12 protein-coding genes and 3 pseudogenes are annotated in these 15,660 nt (G+C 61.8%); 3 read left to right on the plus strand and 12 right to left on the minus strand.

The window, feature by feature from the left end:
• Nucleotides 1–216: 216 nt before the first annotated feature.
• Nucleotides 217–1,090 (minus strand): annotated as a pseudogene (locus BHMPCIPO_RS24230) (SfnB family sulfur acquisition oxidoreductase); the annotation flags it as partial.
• A gap of 1 nt (nucleotide 1,091) precedes the next feature.
• Here BHMPCIPO_RS24230 and BHMPCIPO_RS24235 point away from each other — a divergent pair.
• Nucleotides 1,092–1,457 (plus strand): annotated as a pseudogene (locus tag BHMPCIPO_RS24235) (pilus assembly protein); the annotation flags it as partial.
• Nucleotides 1,458–1,685: 228 nt separating this feature from the next.
• Here the strand turns inward: BHMPCIPO_RS24235 and BHMPCIPO_RS24240 are convergent.
• The 3 genes and pseudogenes from BHMPCIPO_RS24240 to BHMPCIPO_RS24250 form a co-directional block, all read right to left on the minus strand.
• A complete protein-coding gene (locus BHMPCIPO_RS24240; RefSeq protein WP_173519317.1) occupies nucleotides 1,686–1,892 on the minus strand; it encodes a hypothetical protein in 207 nt (68 codons plus the stop codon).
• Between the two features lie 1,107 nt (nucleotides 1,893–2,999).
• Nucleotides 3,000–3,584: a DUF4334 domain-containing protein gene (locus tag BHMPCIPO_RS24245; RefSeq protein ID WP_173520169.1), complete on the minus strand. Its 585-nt coding sequence runs from the start codon at nucleotides 3,582–3,584 to the stop codon at nucleotides 3,000–3,002.
• 358 nt (nucleotides 3,585–3,942) lie between these two features.
• Nucleotides 3,943–4,359: pseudogene (locus BHMPCIPO_RS24250) on the minus strand (plasmid maintenance toxin (PemK-like)); the annotation flags it as partial.
• A gap of 593 nt (nucleotides 4,360–4,952) precedes the next feature.
• Here BHMPCIPO_RS24250 and fdxA point away from each other — a divergent pair.
• Nucleotides 4,953–5,291 carry a ferredoxin gene (gene fdxA, locus BHMPCIPO_RS24255; protein ID WP_173519318.1) on the plus strand — a complete coding sequence of 113 codons (339 nt, stop codon included), beginning with the start codon at nucleotides 4,953–4,955 and terminating at the stop codon, nucleotides 5,289–5,291.
• A 126-nt stretch (nucleotides 5,292–5,417) separates the two neighbouring features.
• Here the strand turns inward: fdxA and BHMPCIPO_RS24260 are convergent, their stop codons facing one another.
• From BHMPCIPO_RS24260 to BHMPCIPO_RS24295, 8 genes are all read right to left on the minus strand, one after another.
• Nucleotides 5,418–6,683: an amidohydrolase family protein gene (locus BHMPCIPO_RS24260; protein ID WP_173519319.1), complete on the minus strand. Its 1,266-nt coding sequence runs from the start codon at nucleotides 6,681–6,683 to the stop codon at nucleotides 5,418–5,420.
• Between the two features lie 128 nt (nucleotides 6,684–6,811).
• A complete protein-coding gene (locus tag BHMPCIPO_RS24265; protein ID WP_173519320.1) occupies nucleotides 6,812–7,735 on the minus strand; it encodes a LysR family transcriptional regulator in 924 nt (307 codons plus the stop codon).
• Between the two features lie 43 nt (nucleotides 7,736–7,778).
• Nucleotides 7,779–8,552 (minus strand): enoyl-CoA hydratase-related protein, encoded by a 774-nt coding sequence (locus tag BHMPCIPO_RS24270; protein WP_173519321.1) that lies wholly within the window; start codon nucleotides 8,550–8,552, stop codon nucleotides 7,779–7,781.
• The gene (locus tag BHMPCIPO_RS24275) at nucleotides 8,549–9,706 is read right to left on the minus strand and encodes a CaiB/BaiF CoA transferase family protein (RefSeq protein ID WP_173519322.1); all 1,158 of its coding nucleotides are present in this window, start codon (nucleotides 9,704–9,706) and stop codon (nucleotides 8,549–8,551) included. Before BHMPCIPO_RS24275 ends, BHMPCIPO_RS24270 begins: the two co-directional genes overlap by 4 nt.
• Complete coding sequence (locus BHMPCIPO_RS24280) at nucleotides 9,703–11,058, minus strand: FAD-dependent oxidoreductase (protein ID WP_246304545.1); 1,356 nt, start codon at nucleotides 11,056–11,058, stop codon at nucleotides 9,703–9,705. The genes BHMPCIPO_RS24275 and BHMPCIPO_RS24280 overlap by 4 nt, the downstream gene beginning before the upstream one ends.
• 114 nt (nucleotides 11,059–11,172) lie before the next feature.
• Complete coding sequence (locus tag BHMPCIPO_RS24285) at nucleotides 11,173–11,946, minus strand: ABC transporter permease (RefSeq protein ID WP_376741718.1); 774 nt, start codon at nucleotides 11,944–11,946, stop codon at nucleotides 11,173–11,175.
• 62 nt (nucleotides 11,947–12,008) lie between these two features.
• Entirely contained in the window at nucleotides 12,009–12,812 is an 804-nt protein-coding gene (locus tag BHMPCIPO_RS24290; protein WP_173519325.1) for an ABC transporter ATP-binding protein, read from the minus strand.
• Between the two features lie 4 nt (nucleotides 12,813–12,816).
• Nucleotides 12,817–13,851 (minus strand): ABC transporter substrate-binding protein, encoded by a 1,035-nt coding sequence (locus tag BHMPCIPO_RS24295; RefSeq protein WP_173519326.1) that lies wholly within the window; start codon nucleotides 13,849–13,851, stop codon nucleotides 12,817–12,819.
• A gap of 221 nt (nucleotides 13,852–14,072) precedes the next feature.
• On the opposite strand from BHMPCIPO_RS24295, the gene BHMPCIPO_RS24300 reads away from it, so the two are divergent.
• The gene (locus tag BHMPCIPO_RS24300) at nucleotides 14,073–15,506 is read left to right on the plus strand and encodes an aldehyde dehydrogenase family protein (protein ID WP_173519327.1); all 1,434 of its coding nucleotides are present in this window, start codon (nucleotides 14,073–14,075) and stop codon (nucleotides 15,504–15,506) included.
• The last annotated feature ends 154 nt before the right edge of the window (nucleotides 15,507–15,660 follow it).

Raw genomic sequence — 15,660 nt, forward strand, 5'->3', positions numbered from 1 at the left:
CAACATCTCTGGATGGGCGATTGAAACTGCCTGTGAGACTTACAAGCCGAAGTGTGGACATGTGGATCCTCCAATTTGGCTCAATAATCTATAAACTTTGTGGATTAAAGAAATCCGCCACTCTTTCCTGAGCAATTTGTAGAAAAGAACGCTCATGCCAGCGCGGCAGGCGTGAAGCTGGAGTGCGTCCGATGGGGCGCGCTCCAGCCTTTGCGTTCAACTCCAGGCGTGAAGGGGCGGGTTCTCCCCGTTCAGGAAGTACTTGCCAAGAATGGCGTATTTCCAGCGCACCGGGTCATGGAGCGTGTGCGTCCGGGCATTGCGCCAATGTCGGTCAAGATTGTGCTCGGCCAGCGTCGAGCGCGTACCGGCCAGTTCGAAAAGCTTGTTGGTGGCAGCGATAGCGATTTCCGTCGAGAGGATCTTGGCTTCCGCAGTCGTGATCTGGGATTGCGCCACCGTCTCGATCGTCGGGTTTGCCACCGCACGGTCGATCGCATATCCGGCTTTTTCAAGCAGTGCCTGCGCCGCGTGGAAGCCTCAGCGTCAGATCCCCGATCGCCTGGATGGTGTAGGGATCATCCCAGGCGTTTTCGAGACCGCTGTCCACCCAGGCGCGGCTCTTGGTTCGGACGAACGAGACTGTCTCATCGATCGCGGCCTGGGCAATGCCGGTATCCACCGCCACCTGGATGATCTGAAAGATTGCACCGTCGGCCGTCGGAACTTCATAGCCCTTGTACCCTGGAACGAGGTGCGACTTCGGCACCTTGACGTTGTCGAGAATGACCGTGCCGGAAAGTGTCGTGCGCTGGCCGAAGGAAGACCAGTCATCAACGACAGTCAGACCCGGGGCATCACGTTCGGCAATCGCGTACCAGGCGCGTCCCTCATCGTCGAGTGCGACGATCGGCACCAGATGAGCAAGGAGGGCTCCGGACGAATAGAACTTCCGACCGTTGACGATGACATGATCGCCTGCATCGACGAATTTGGTCTCGAAATCGACGGCGCGCTTGGAGCCGAATTCCGAGAAGGCGTTGCCGAACCGCGTGCCGCGAAGGACTTCGGCAAAGAGGAGTTTCTGCTTCACGGGTGAGGGGGTCACGTTCTTCCTGATGAACGGCGCCCAACTCGACATTCACGGCGGCTCGACCTTCATCATCACGCCATCCCTGACGGGGGACTGGGCAGGTTTCGCGATCGTCGCCGCCCGGAACAATACGGCGACCGCGACGATCAACGGCAACAGCGCCTCGTCGCTTGCGGGCATCATCTACATGCCGGCATCACGCGAGATCCAGTATGCCGGCAGTGGCTCCACCGGCGGCGAATGCGTGCGCATCGTCGCGCAGGAGATCACCATGATCGGCAACAGCAGCTTCAAGCTGGATTGCAAGGCGACGCTCGCGAACAACACCATCAACAACCCCGGTGCCATTCGTCTGGTCAGATAACAAAAATCAATCAGGGCGCCGGATGAAGATCATTCGATTTGGAACGGCCGTCGCACTGGCGGCCTTGTTGGTGTCGATTGTAGCCCAAGTCGTGAGCGAGGCGATCTGAGGTCGAAAAAGGCCCCAGTATCCCACGAGGATGATCTGGAGCCTTCTGTCTGAGCGTTCGAATTCGCAGACGCCGCAAATTAGCCGGCAACCTGTTACGAACGCAATCCGGGTAGATGACTAGTCCCGCGGATTCGCGCGCCAATATCGTGCAAGCTGCGGGTCGTGCTCTAGGTGCTCCCGCCAGGCCGCCTCAGGCACCTGACCAGAACGATAAGCCTCAATAAGCAAACGCTGATCGTCATTCAACTCGGGCTCGTCCTCGGCATGGTGCCACTGGAACAATCCGAGCACCGCCTCGTCGATATCTCTCATATGGATGGACATTTGAAACCTCTATTGGCCGGTCTCGTCATAAAACGCATAGAGGTCAATGATGTTTCAGAGTCGACTGCGCCAACATGGCGTCGATGCGTGTTGGAGAGGTCGAGCCCGAAACCGTCCTTACCGTGCAGGAACGGACGTAGCCGCCCTTGCCGGCCCGGTTCACACCGAAGAAGTTCCGCTGCAATGAGTGGATGCGTCGTAACAAGGCTCGTCACCATAGCGGCCAATCTGACCACAGCAACTCTTTCTGTCCCGTTGCGCGCGAGGCGACAAGCATTCCTTCATCTGACGGCGATATACTCTCTCCTCTCCGTAGGGGTTCGCGCCTCCGGTACCAGCAGATGACCGACGGCGCGGCTGTTGGGCCCCTTGCCCACCCGCGCGAGGGGTCTTTCCCTAGGCCGCGCCTCCTGCATGGCCGAAACTGTGAGTCGGCCGCCTTCAAACGGGTGGGCCATAAAGTTAACTGGGCAGGACCCATGGTTAACCGACCTGTTCGAGAGCGCTGAGCAGATCGCGCGCGTCTGTGGGCTTACCAACATTGGGAGCCCCCCGCCAGGACGTATCCGCCGACCTCCGCGGGTGTCTTATACGCACTGGCTATGACAAAGGGTACATATTGCTTGCCCGAAGTGCCTCTGCCAACCGGGGTCACTATACCGTCCTTCAGTGTCACGTCGAGAATAGTGACAGATGGCAGTTGTTCTTCCAACAGCGCCAGCGCTTCGTCCACCGTTACCGCTGGGCCGATGACATTCCAGCCCCGTCGCTCCGACGGCTTCGGCGTACGCTTAGCCGTCACCTTCCTGTTTCCGAAGAAATAGGAGCCGGCATAAATCCGGTCGCTTTAAGCTCGTACCGGCGAAGACCAGCCGTTCAAGCGCCATTCTGCACGGCGGCGGAGACGCACGTTATTGGCCTGCAAGGCGGCGCCGGCAAATCCGCCTCGCCTTGGACCAAACCGGCCTGCTGAAAAAAGACAGGGCGCTCAACCCGTTGCGGGGAGCGCCCTGTCCGACCCGGACGACCGTCGCGGCAGCCAAGCTGCTCGGCAAAGCGGCATCGAAACGGGTGATGGCCGACAGATGATATTTCACCATCCAGATTTCAAGATTCGTTGACGCGCTCGAGTTCGAAGAAATAGACCCGCTCGTCGCCGGCGACTGTCATCGCACCCGTGACTCGGTGCTCGTCGATCCGGCGGAAATGATCGACGATCGGCTGGTGGTCGTAGACCATGGCCGCACTCTCGACACCGACGAATATCATGGTCTTCAGGGAAGCGACCGGCCCCCGCGCCTGCAGCCGGCGCTGAAGATAGCAGAACAAGTTTCGCGCGGCGTGCGTCCGGCCGAGCGTATGGAAGCGAAGCGCCAGGCTGAGCGGTATCCACTTTGGATCGACGGCGACCACGCGCCGCTCACTTGCGCGAAACAGAAGCGCGTCCGCGCGCATATCGGGCGTAAATCGCTTGCCGAACCAGCCGAGATTTTCGAGCACGCCGTCGAACGGATGCCCCGCCGCTATGCCGCGCCCTTTCCACAAGCCGACGAGGTCGCGCGGCTCGACCGGGGCTAAGCTTCGAAATGCCTCAAGGGTGGTTTGCTGTTCTCTGACGGAACAATGTGTCCTTGCGCTCTTCGGCTCGCCGCCTGGATCTGGCGTTGCGTCGCGCCACTGGCAATTTCTCAAGCGTTTGGCAACCTTAGGTCGCGCTCGCCTTGTTTCAAGGGCGAAGAAGCCTATTTGATTACGCTGGCCATTTTTTTGCGTCTGGCCCACAGCCAGTCTCCAGTTGCAGTTGATACATTGTGCGATCATTTTGGCCCAGAGCGTAAACATACGCGCAACAAGCCTTTGTACAGGGTTGATCCGCCCTTCGGCTTGACCGTTGCTTCACGGGAGTTCGATGCATTTTCTACGGCATCAATATCCCGGCGCAAGATGCTGGCGAACCGCATGATGCAGGGATGGGTTCCCGTCTTTTCCGGAACGCCATGCGATGCGCCATTTTGCAGAGATCGCCGGAACAAATCGCGTTTAGGAGCGGGGTCGCCTGATGTCTCTGGCTGCGCGCCAGCCCGACAAAGCGACGCTTCACCTCTTCAAACAGGGCCGGAGGCAACGGGCCGTGGTAGCCGCTATCCGTGTCGAGCGGCCGGACGTCCGGCCCTGGCCAGGCAAAGCGGTTGCTTTCCGTCAAGACAATCCAGGAGCGTTCGTCATCCAGTCCCAAACGACGTTTTGTCGCCGGCGGGATCTCGACTGCCTCGGCTGGATCGGAGGGCGGCGTATGCGTGATCGGAAGGACGCGGACCACCGGCGTTCCATCTTCCAAGGTGGCAACGATGGCAAGAACGAGCGCCGGGCGATCCTTGTCACCCTCTTCTCGTCCCTCCAAATGCTGCCAGTGCCAAAGATAGGAATACCGGAAGACCCAGCCGACCTTTGGCTCAGTCGGCAGCATTCTTGTCCTTCGTCAATTCGGCATTGAGATGGTCAAGTCCAGGATCCATCGTGGATGTTTCGACTGCAGCGAGGTCGTCCGCATCCAACGCGCTCGAAACAGCAGATGCGATGGTCGCACCACGGCGCGCACATGCTCATGGAGGTCCGGACGGCCGCACTGAACGGCGAACTGCGCGATCGTTTGAGGACACCGTTCCGACAGCCAGAAGCGAACATGCCTTCGATATTCAAACCCAAGCCACCGCTCCTGCGTGCCGCCTGACCCCAGAGACGTTACCGGTCTCCTATGAAAAGGCGGCGACCACGATCACCGAGACGATCCTGAGGGGCATCCTCCGGCAGCCCTGAGCCGGACAGGCGAACAAAGCCGCTTGCGCGATTCCTGTCCGCACAGCGCGCGTAGGTCCGGGCGATCCGGCTCATTCAAGGTTTGCGTCACCGCAGAATTTTGCGACGTGACCGCAGCAAGCAAGATCGAAAAAGCATTGGACGTTGCCTTTTTGGCAATCGACCTTGCGAATATCTGTGCTTCTTCGGCAAGGGAAACTCTGAATAATTGGCCGTGCAAGCAACCCTCCAGAGATCCGCAAGATGGCCTATGTCATTACCGAACCCTGCATCGACGTGAAGGATGGCGAATGTACCGCCGCCTGCCCTGTGGACTGCATCTACGAGGGTGGGCGCACCTTCTACATCCACCCGGACGAGTGCATCAATTGCGGCCTCTGTCTCTCGATCTGTCCCGTCGATGCCATCGTCTGGGATCAGGAGATATCGCACGGACAACGCCATTTCATCGCTGTGAACAAGGAGTTCTTCGGATCCGACGTCACCGGGCTGGGCTCGCCAGGCGGCTGGAGCAAGGAGTGCTCCACGGAGCTGGACCATCCGTTCGTTGCGGCCTTCGAGAAGGCGGCAGTGATCGCGTAGCAGGTGCTGATCTGCGAAGGGCAGCTCGCGTTCGGCCAACTCCGAACCGATCGCCAAACTGAGAGACCGAACCTTCAAGTGGCGGCTCGCATGCGACGGATACGTCGACTTGCTTGCTGCCCTCACTCACCAGTCGGAATAATAGGCCCGTGTCGCGGCGGCCAGTTTGGTCACGCGCCCGCGCTCGGCGGTCAGCCGCGAAAGGTCCGCACGCGCCTGCTGCAGCAGTTCGGCCCGGGCAGCCTCGAAATCAACCCGGGTCAGCCGCCCATCGCACATGACCTCCTGTCCCGCTACATAAAGCGCCTTCGCATGCGCGGCGGTCATCCGGGTGAGCAGAACCTCCGCTTCATCCAGATCGTCAATCAAGCTGTCGGCAATCAGCGCAGCGTAATCCACGAGCACCAAGTCTTCGTTCGCCGGCGCGTTCACAACCTTGGCACCGACATGGATCGCGGCATCGAAAACGCGTCCTGCCGTAAAGGTCCGCGACAAGCCGCGGCCGCCATGGAGCAGATGGGCGAGCCGCAATTCGCGCCAGAGATCCTGGTCGTCGTCAAATCCTGTCCCGTCGAGACCGAAAGCGAAGAGAGGACCGTTTGCCGGCATGGCGGCGACCGGTGCCACGCCTGAACGCAGCCGCAAGTTCGCCGACGGGTTCGACACGAGCTGCACGCCCCTTGCTGCCAGCAGCTCCAGCTCATCCGGCCGCAGTTGGACGCCATGGGCAACGGCGAGGCGGGGCGAGAGGAAGCCGATCTCGTCGAGAAACCGGACGACCCCTTGCGGAAAGCGCCGATCCAGCCACTGCCTCTGCCTGGGGCTTTCGAGGAGATGCATGTGAATGCGCCGGTCCGTTGCCTGAGAGGCCTCGGCGATCGCTTCGAGCAGTACATTGGAGCACCATTGCGGCCCGATCGGCCCATACTGGACATCGATCAATGGGCTGGTATTGGCTGCAGCGACGGCGTCGGCCGCCGTAATCTGCACCGAGGGTGGCGCATATCTGGGTATCGAGACACTCAGTTCGTCCCAGTCTGCCGGAGCGAGGTACGGTCGCAATCGCTCAGGCCCGCCGTCATAGGCCCACGGATCATGGTCGAGAAGCGGACAGGAAATCGCAAGCCTTATGCCCACGTCGCGCGCCGCACGCATCACGGCGCCGGCCTCGTCGACGAGGCGGTCGACATTGAGAGAATTGTGGCAATGCATGGTGGCGCCGACGCCCCTTTGCGCCAGTCTTGAGAAGGCCACCAGCGCTTCCAGATAGGGCTCGGTTCGCGGTCGAAGCCGAAGTCCCGGGATCCACACTTCCAGGGCATCGTCCGCGTTGCCAAAATCGAGCGTGCGGATGCCATAACCATGGTCATGGGCGTTGACGGGCGGCGGCATAAGCAGAGCACCGGCCGGGATCGTCGTCCATGAGGCGCCCCCAGGCAAATGATCCAACAGATTTTGCGCGCGCCCTGCGGCCTCGTGGCCCGGTCGCAAGAGAAGTCGCCCGGGAACGGATGCTGTATTCACGGATGGATCGACTCCATGATCTGGTCGCTGAACCTCTGCAGTTCCGCGCCAACGAATTCGATGACGGCCTCAGCCGCGTGCGTGCGCTGCCGGCGTCGCTGCACCAGAATCCCGACATGCAGGTTCTGAAGGCGCGAGCCGGAAAGCGGTATGGCGACGAGATCGCCCGATCTGATCTCGGCGAGGAAACCGATCGGCGTGAAGAAAGCCACGCCCTGACCGGACAGGATGAAAGGTTTAAGCATCATCTGGCTGTTCGAGAGCACAAAGGGCCGGCCAGTCCGTTCGAAGACCGAAAGCTCGATCTCGATCAGCGAGCGGATCGGTTGTGTATCCAGTTGCAGAAGAAGGTCGTATTGGGCGCATTCGGCGAGCGACACCTCCCGCAGCTTGGCCAGCGGGTGGTCCCGTCCGACGAAGGCCATCAGCGGCATCGGCACGCGAAAGAGCATCTCGGTATCATCAGGCCGGGCCAGATCGAAGGTCAGACCCATGTCGACATCGCCTTCGGCGACCAGGCTGCTGATGTTGCCGTGACCGGCGGTGTGGATGTGAAAACTCACGCCGGGATGGATGCGGTGGAACGCGTTGACCATGTCCGGCAGGAACTGGATGGCCAGGCTGTCGAGACAGGACATCTGCACGCGACCGGTCTTCTTCCCCTGCAGGGCGCCGAGGTCGCTGCGCAGCAGTTCGAAATTCTCGAGCGTCACCCGGGCGTGGCGCAGCACGTTTTCCCCGGCGACGGTCAACCTCAGGCCGTTCGAGAGCCGCTCGAAAAGCGCGATCCCGAGCTCATCCTCCAGTTTCTTGATCTGCCGGCTGACCGCCGAGGATGCGACGTGAAGCTCCTCGGAGGCCTTGCGGATGGACCCGGACCGCGCGACCGAGACGAAGTATTTCAGGATACTGGCGTGCATTCGATTGGACCCCTCCTCCCCTAGGCCCCGACCTATAACACGCTCACCGTCCCCTCCAAACGGGCGCACGCTTCTCCTGAAAGGCGCGGACGCCTTCCAGGGCATCCTCGCTGTTCAGCGCTCTCACGAGCGCAGGCGTACGCAATCCCTGGGCCTCCGCCGGAGACAGATGCCCAGTGCGATTGACCGTCTGCTTGATGGCGCGCAGCGAGAGCGGCGCACAGGCGACGATTTCCTTCACCCAGCGGGAGACGGCAGAATCGAGCTCGCCCGGTTCGGCAAGTTCGTTGACAATACCGAAGGCGTGCATCTCGGCTGCGGAGAACCGCCGACCGGTCAACAGCACACCCATGGCAAGGTTGTGCGGGATCCTGCGCTGGAGAAGCACCATACCGCCATCGAGCGGCAGGCGCCCGACGCGAGCCTCGGGGAGGCCGAAGGCCGCCTCCGTCGAAGCTATGACGATATCGCAGCCGAGAACCATCTCGAACCCACCACCGAGCGCATAGCCATTGACCCTCGCGATGACGGGAACATCCAGAGAGCGGCGAAAGGCCAGTCCTCCAAAGCCGTTCGGCCGGCTTTCGGTCCAGTAATCAAGGCCGGTCTTTTCAGCCCCCTTCAGATCCGCCCCGGCGCAGAACGCCCGTTGGCCGGCGCCCGTCAAGACGACGCAACTGATGTCGTCGCGCGCTTCGATCTCTTCCCAGACCGCCTCCAGTTCGCGTTCGGTAGCCACGTCCACGGCGTTCATCCGCTCCGGACGGTTGAGGGTGACGCTCGCGACGCGATCCTCTACGACGAAGGTGACGCTCATGCCGCATCTCCCTGACGAACCGAAAGCCCCGCGAGGATCTCGTCATTGTGCTCGCCGAGCTTCGGCGGCGCGATGCGAACCGTCACGGTCGCCGCCGACATGTCGATAGGCGAACCAACCAGCCGGATCGGACCGGCCTTCGTCTCTCCCGCGTCCAGGATCATGCCGTTGATCGTCGTCTGTTCGTCGTCGAGTGCTTCGGAAAGCGAGCGTACCGGTGCGCAGAGAATATCCACCTGTTCCAAGCGGCCGAGCCAATGGGCGCTGCTGTTCTTTGCGAACGCCTCGCGGAAGATTTGCTGCAATTCCGGGCGGCGCTGCATCTGCGCGTCGAAGTCGGCAAATTGCGGTTGGGGGGACAGGTCCTCGATCTCGAGCGCAGTGCAGATGTCGCGCAGCGGGTTCTGCTTGAAAGCCCCGACCATGACGATGGCGCCGTCGGTGGTTTCGAACACGCCCGTCAGCGGGAAAGCGCCCCAGTTCAGGTCTTTCTCCCGCATCATATGTGTCGTGCCCTCCTGCATCTGCATCGCGAGCATCGAGCTGTAGAGACTGACCGCCACCTGCTGGCCGTGCCCGGTCTTCTCGCGATGCAGCAATGCCAGCAGAATGCCCTGCACCAGGTGCATGCCGGCCGAGTAGTCGGCAAGCGGCGTCGCATAGATCGACAGCGGATGGCTGGCATCGGACTTGCGCCGCATGACGCCGGAAAGCGCCTGCGCCAGGATGTCCTGCCCGCCCTTGTGCCGGTAGGGACCCTCAAGGCCGAAGCCTGTGCCGACAGCGTAGATCAGCCGTGGGTTTGTCCGCTTCAGCTCATCATAGCCGAAGCCCATGCGCTCCATGACGTCAGGACGGAAATTGTTGACGACCACGTCGGCCGTGTCGATCAACGCGCGGACGGCGGCTCGCGCCTCCTCCTGCTTGAGGTCGAGCGCCAGACTCTTCTTGTTGCGGTTGAGCGACGAGAACACCGGATTGTTGAGGCCATCCGGATCCGAGCCCAGCGACCAGCGCGAGAGGTCGCCTATCTTGGCCTTTTCGACCTTGATGACCTCGGCGCCGTAGTCGGCCAGCATCTGCGTGCAGCACGGGCCAAGCATGACCTGGGTGAAGTCGACGACGCGGATACCGTCGAGAGGAAGAGACGTCATTCTGCGGCCTCCAAATAGGTTGCATTTTCGGATGGTACGTCGCCGGGATCGGCGCCCTGCGCCCGCAGCTGCTTCTGGATCGCCTTGACATCGGCGTCTCGCACCTTGACGCCGGCATTGAGCGCGACGGTGGCGGCAACACCGGCCGCCTCGCCCATCGCCATGCATGGCGGGATCTCGCGGCTCGACTTCTGCGCCTGGATGGTCGCGGAATAATGCCGGCCTGCGACGATCAACTGATCGACCTCCTTGGGCAGCATGGCCCTATAGGGCGTGTAGTAGTCGCGGCCACGGCACACCGTGTCGGTGAAGTGCTGGCGGTTCATCACGTCGTCCTTCGTGACGACATATTCGCCCTGGAGCAGTCGCGACTGGCGCACGCCCGTCTGCGGCGCAAAGTCGATCACATGGGCATTTTCGAAGCCCGGCAGGTTGGCGCGGGCGAAGTCGAGCAGGCGGGCAATGCGGCCACGGCCCTCGAGTTCCGCATAGGTTAAGTCTTCGACACGGAGGCCGGAGAGCTTCGGCATGTGCGGGCAGTTGAGCCAGATGACGCCCGGCAGCGGGGTCTTCAACCACCAGAACGACCAGCAGCCACCGATCAGGCGCTTGGCCTCGTGATCGATTGCCTTGAACTTTTCGGGTTCCTCGAATTCAAAGCGCTCGGCGGCTTCAGTGTCGATGCCGCCCCAGCGAGAAACCGTCGTCAGAATGAAATTGCCGTCCGTATGCTGGGCGCCGGCATCGGCCGCAACGTCGAGGTCGCCCGAGGCGTCGATGACGACGTCGCCCATGATGGCCTCGCGGCCGGATTTCGTCTGGCAAACCACACCCTTGATCGTGCCGTTCTCGACGATCGCCGAGGAGAACCAGCTGTGCGTCCTGAGCTTCACGCCGGATTCGCGAAGGATGTCGTAGGAGACGTGCTTGAAAGCGTCCGGATCAAAGGCCGCAGCATAGCAGATCGGATGCGGTGCAGACGGCGTGTGGAAGTCGAACAGGCCCCAGCGCGCCCAACGACGCCAGGCTTCCGGCGTGTCGCGAATGTCGAGCTGGCGGTCGCCGTCCGTCGGCGTGACGCAGAGACCGAGCGTCTTCATCCGCTCGATCATTTCCATGCAGATGCCGCGCACGGTGATCTCGACGCCGTTGACCATGTCGTCGAGCACCAGAACCATGCCGCCTGCGGCAAGCCCGCCGACATAGGGATAGCGTTCGAGCAACGTGACGCTGGCCCCGGTGCGGGCTGCCGAAACCGCGGCGGAGATCCCGGCCGGTCCGCCGCCGACGACGACCACGTCCGAGCGGTCGACGATCCGGGCATTGCGCAGGCGTTCTCTGATGGTTTCCATAATCGTTTCCTCCATAGGGAAAGTGTCCGGCGAAATGTGAGGGAGCTCACAGCCAGTGACTTCGTCGGTTGACCGGACCCGGATATCCAGGTCCGGCAGCAAAGGCGTTTGGGATCAGTGGTCCGTCGTCGGTTTCCAGCGGACGATCTTCGATTCCGCGTAGGAGACGGCGAAGAAGAGAACCACGGCAAGCGAGGCCGCAATCACCACCGTCGCATAGAGCAGCGGCGAGCGGAAATTGTAGGTCGCCTCGATGATGAGCGCACCGAGACCGTAGCTGGAGCCGATCCATTCGGCGACGATTGCGCCCATCACGCTGCTGGTTGCCGCAATCTTGAGCGCGGCGAACAGGAAAGGCAGCGAGCCCGGCAGGCGAACCTTCCAGAAGATCTCGGAATTGCTGGCAGACAGAATCCGCATCAGATCGAGCATTGCGGGGCTCGCCGACTTCAGTCCCTGCACCATGTTGACCAGCGTCGGGAAGAAGCAGATCAGGCCGGCGATGATGATCTTCGGCGCGATGCCGTTACCGACGAGGAGCACCAGGATCGGCGCAAGCGCGATGATCGGGATCGACTTGATGATGACGGCGATCGGATAGAAGGCTCGCTCCGCGAGCGGGCTATACACGAACCAGACCGCCAGAAGGACGGCAATGACATTGCCGAAGATGAAGCCGAGAACGGCTTCCATGAGCGTCGGCCAGAAGTTCGTCCACAAGACGCCGGCATTTTCGCCAAAAGCCTTGATAACGTCGACCGGCCCCGGCGCCATAAATGTCGGTACGGAAAAGCCCCAGACAACCAGTTGCCACAAGAGGATGCAGCCAAGGATCGCGAGTGTTGCCGGTAGATGCCGCAGGACCGCGCCGGCAGCCGTATCGAGCATTCGGAAGCGGTTGCCGTCGGTCAAGGCGCGGCCTTCCGCCTGTGAAGGAAGGGCATTCGCCATCAGCATTCTCCCAAAAGTTTGCGCAGGTGGGCGGTCACCTGGATGAACTCGACCGTGTCGCGCATCGCCAGGGATCGCGGATAGGGCAAGTCGACCTTCATGAACTCTTTGACGCGGCCGGGATGGGCGGCGAGCATCAGCACGTGTTGACCGAGAAAGACCGCCTCGGGGATCGAATGGGTGACGAAGAGGATCGTCGTCCCGGTTTCCTGCCACAGGCGCAGCAGTTCTTCGTTCAGCTTGTCGCGGGTGATCTCGTCGAGCGCGCCGAAGGGCTCGTCCATCAGCAGGATGCGGGGGCGGGTCACCAGCGCCCGGGCGATCGCCACGCGCTGACGCTGGCCGCCCGACAATTCGTGCGGCATCGACTTCTCGCGTCCCTTGAGCCCCACGAGCGCCAGAAGCTCTTCCGGATCGGCATATGTCGCGCCCGCCTCGCGTTTCCCCACCAGCAGGGGGAGACGCACGTTGTCGATCACATTGCGCCACGGCAGCAGCGTCGCTTCCTGGAAGACGAAGGCGAAGTCGCGTCCCTCGCGCGCCTTGCGTGGCGTCTGGCCATGCACCGACACCGAACCGTCGGTGATGTGGACGAGATCCGCGACAGTTCGCAACAAGGTGGACTTACCGCAGCCGGACGGACCAAGCATGGTCACAAGCGAGCCGGCCGGGATCTCGACCGAAACGTCGGAGAGCGCGGTGAAGCCGGAATCATCTGCGCCGAAGCGAATATGAAGGTTCTTCACCGACACTGCGGAGTTACCGACCGAATCCTGGCCGGATCTATTCAGCGTTTCCAGCATTGACTTATCCTACGCTCTTGCGGACGTCGGCTGTCGCATCCAGGATCGCCATCGTGTAGACGTCGTTCGCATTCGGGACGAAGCCGGTGAACTGGCCGAGGTCCGCATAGGTCTTGATCTGCTCTTCCCAGTTTGCCCGGTCCATGCCACCCCAGCCCTCGGTCGCTGTGGTTTCGTTGAATACGAACTTCATCAGCGGCCCGATCGCTTCGAGTTCGCTCGCCTTGTCTAGGTTCGGATAGGATTCGAGCAGGATATCGACGGCCTCTTCGTGATGATCGCGCGCATAGCCCCATCCGCGAGCCGAGCCGGATACGAACGCCGCAAGCTGGTCCGCGTGATTTTGCAACTGGTCGTCGGTGGTATAGTAGACGTTGGCATAAAGGCGGATGCCGCCATCCCAGAGGGTCAGATCAACCCGGTCGTCGCCCAGCACCTTCAGGGCGTTGACGTTCGTCAGCCAGCCACAGACCGCATCGGCCTGGCCGGTTACGAGCTGGTTCATGTCCGAGCCCATGTTGACGATCTTGACCTGGTCTTCCGATATCCCGTTCTTGGCAAGAAGCGCCCGCAGCAGAATGACCGAAGTCGGGATCGCGGCGATCGTCTTACCGATCATGTCCTGCGGCTTGGCGATCGGGTTTGCCTTGCGGGAGAAATAGGCGAAGGGATGTTTCTGGTAGCCGGCCGCGAATGCCTTGATCGGCGCGCCGGCCGAACGGGCGAGCATCACCGACGGGCTGGATGAGATCTGACCGATGGTCGACTGGCCGACGGCAACGCCCGCCACGCCATCGACATTCGGTCCGCCAGGCACGATTTCGAGCTCGATGCCCTTCTCGGCGTAATAGCCCTTCTTGCGGGCAACGAGTTCTCCGAGAAGCCCGTTGGAAGGCAGCCAACCGAGCTGCATCCGAATCGTCGTGGAATCGCCAGCCAGGCCGGGCGAAACATTGATAAGGCTATGGGTCGCAGCGATCGCGCCCACGGCGGCTGCATTCGAAAGGAAACCTCGGCGGTTCATCATAAAACGAGACATATCGTTCCCCTTGCTTGTTATGGGATCGATGATGATGGAATTTGGCATCTCATAAAGCACAATTTTTAGCGGTTCGCGTTGCCGATATGGCAACACCCACGAGGCGTGCCGGGGTTTGCCGTTTTGGCAATGGTGAGGTCTAAAGATTGTTCTTTGTGCGAGCTCGACTGCGTCCGATAAGCGAAGACATAGTCAAAGTCTGAGCGCCGCGGAGGATAGATATGGTGCAGAAAAACCTGATCGATGGGGAGTGGATCGCCGGTAGCGAAGCGTTCCGCAGCATCAACCCGTCGAACACCAATGACGTGGTGGGCGAATATGCCCGCGCCTCGGCCGACGATGCGCGGGCAGCGATCGCGGCGGCCAAGGCGGCGTTTCCCGCCTGGTCGCGCTCCGGCATCCTCGAGCGCCATGCGATCCTGAGGAAGACCGCCGACGAGATCCTCGCCCGCAAGGACGAGCTCGGAAAGCTTCTGTCGCGCGAGGAAGGCAAGACGCTGGTCGAAGGCATCGGCGAGACCGTGCGCGCCGGCCAGATCTTCGACTTCTTCGCCGGCGAGTGCCTGCGCCTGGCAGGCGAAGTCCTGCCGTCCGCCCGGCCCAATATCGGCGTCGAGATCACCCGCGAGCCGGTCGGCGTCGTCGGCATCATCACGCCCTGGAACTTCCCGATCGCCATTCCCGCCTGGAAGATCGCCCCGGCGCTCTGCTACGGCAACACCGTCGTCTTCAAGCCGGCCGAGTTGGTGCCCGGCAGTTCCTGGGCGATCGTCGACATCCTCCATCGCGCCGGCCTGCCGAAGGGGGTCTTGAACCTCGTCATGGGCAAGGGCTCGGTCGTCGGCCAGGCGATGCTCGACAGCCCCGATATCAGCGCCATCACCTTCACCGGCTCGGTCGGCACCGGCAAGCGGGTCGCTGCCGCCTCCGTCGAGCACAATCGCAAGTACCAGCTGGAGATGGGCGGCAAGAACCCCTTCGTCGTGCTCGACGACGCCGATCTGTCGGTGGCGGTCGAGGCGGCGGTCAATTCCGCCTTCTTCTCCACCGGCCAGCGCTGCACCGCGTCCTCGCGCATCATCGTCACCGAAGGCATTCACGATCGTTTCGTGGCGGCGATGGGCGAACGGATGAAGGGGCTGACGATCGACGATGCGTTGAAGGCCGGCACCCATATCGGCCCGGTGGTCGACGAGAGCCAGCTCAACCAGGACACCGACTACATCGCCATCGGCAAGCAGGAAGGCGCGAAGCTGGCCTTCGGCGGCGAGCTTCTGAAGCGCGACACGCCCGGCTTCTATTTGCAGCCGGCGCTGTTCACCGAGGCGACGAACGCGATGCGGATCAGCCGGGAAGAGATCTTTGGGCCGGTCGCCGCCGTCATCCGCGTCAGGGATTACGACGAAGCGCTCGCCGTTGCCAACGACACGCCCTTCGGCCTGTCCTCCGGCATCGCCACCACCAGCCTCAAGCATGCGACCCATTTCAAGCGCAACGCCGAAGCCGGCATGGTGATGGTCAACCTGCCGACCGCCGGCGTCGACTTCCACGTGCCCTTCGGCGGCCGCAAGGGATCGTCCTACGGCTCGCGCGAGCAGGGACGCTACGCCGCCGAGTTCTACACCACCGTCAAGACGGCCTATACGCTCGCTTAAATGTGAGGCAAGCCCCGGCGTCCAACATCCATCTCGGTGTTGGGCGGCGGGGCTGTTTCGATATACAGATCAGGTCCGCAAGGATAGTTGCCCAGGCCGCCAACTCAGGAGGTCGAGATTTTCTCTCAGAGAACGGGATAGAGGCCTCGCGAAG

Origin of the sequence: Ensifer sesbaniae (assembly GCF_013283665.1) — a bacterium.
Classification (GTDB): domain Bacteria; phylum Pseudomonadota; class Alphaproteobacteria; order Rhizobiales; family Rhizobiaceae; genus Ensifer; species Ensifer sesbaniae.

Bases quoted from the DNA above. Each gene is read 5' to 3' on its own strand.
- BHMPCIPO_RS24240 (WP_173519317.1), bottom strand. From the start codon at position 1,892: ATGTCCATCCATATGAGAGATATCGACGAGGCGGTGCTCGGATTGTTC.
- fdxA (WP_173519318.1), top strand. From the start codon at position 4,953: ATGGCCTATGTCATTACCGAACCCTGCATCGACGTGAAGGATGGCGAA.
- BHMPCIPO_RS24260 (WP_173519319.1), bottom strand. From the start codon at position 6,683: ATGCCGCCGCCCGTCAACGCCCATGACCATGGTTATGGCATCCGCACG.
- BHMPCIPO_RS24265 (WP_173519320.1), bottom strand. From the start codon at position 7,735: ATGCACGCCAGTATCCTGAAATACTTCGTCTCGGTCGCGCGGTCCGGG.
- BHMPCIPO_RS24270 (WP_173519321.1), bottom strand. From the start codon at position 8,552: ATGAGCGTCACCTTCGTCGTAGAGGATCGCGTCGCGAGCGTCACCCTC.
- BHMPCIPO_RS24275 (WP_173519322.1), bottom strand. From the start codon at position 9,706: ATGACGTCTCTTCCTCTCGACGGTATCCGCGTCGTCGACTTCACCCAG.
- BHMPCIPO_RS24280 (WP_246304545.1), bottom strand. From the start codon at position 11,058: ATGGAAACCATCAGAGAACGCCTGCGCAATGCCCGGATCGTCGACCGC.
- BHMPCIPO_RS24285 (WP_376741718.1), bottom strand. From the start codon at position 11,946: ATGCTCGATACGGCTGCCGGCGCGGTCCTGCGGCATCTACCGGCAACA.
- BHMPCIPO_RS24290 (WP_173519325.1), bottom strand. From the start codon at position 12,812: ATGCTGGAAACGCTGAATAGATCCGGCCAGGATTCGGTCGGTAACTCC.
- BHMPCIPO_RS24295 (WP_173519326.1), bottom strand. From the start codon at position 13,851: ATGTCTCGTTTTATGATGAACCGCCGAGGTTTCCTTTCGAATGCAGCC.
- BHMPCIPO_RS24300 (WP_173519327.1), top strand. From the start codon at position 14,073: ATGGTGCAGAAAAACCTGATCGATGGGGAGTGGATCGCCGGTAGCGAA.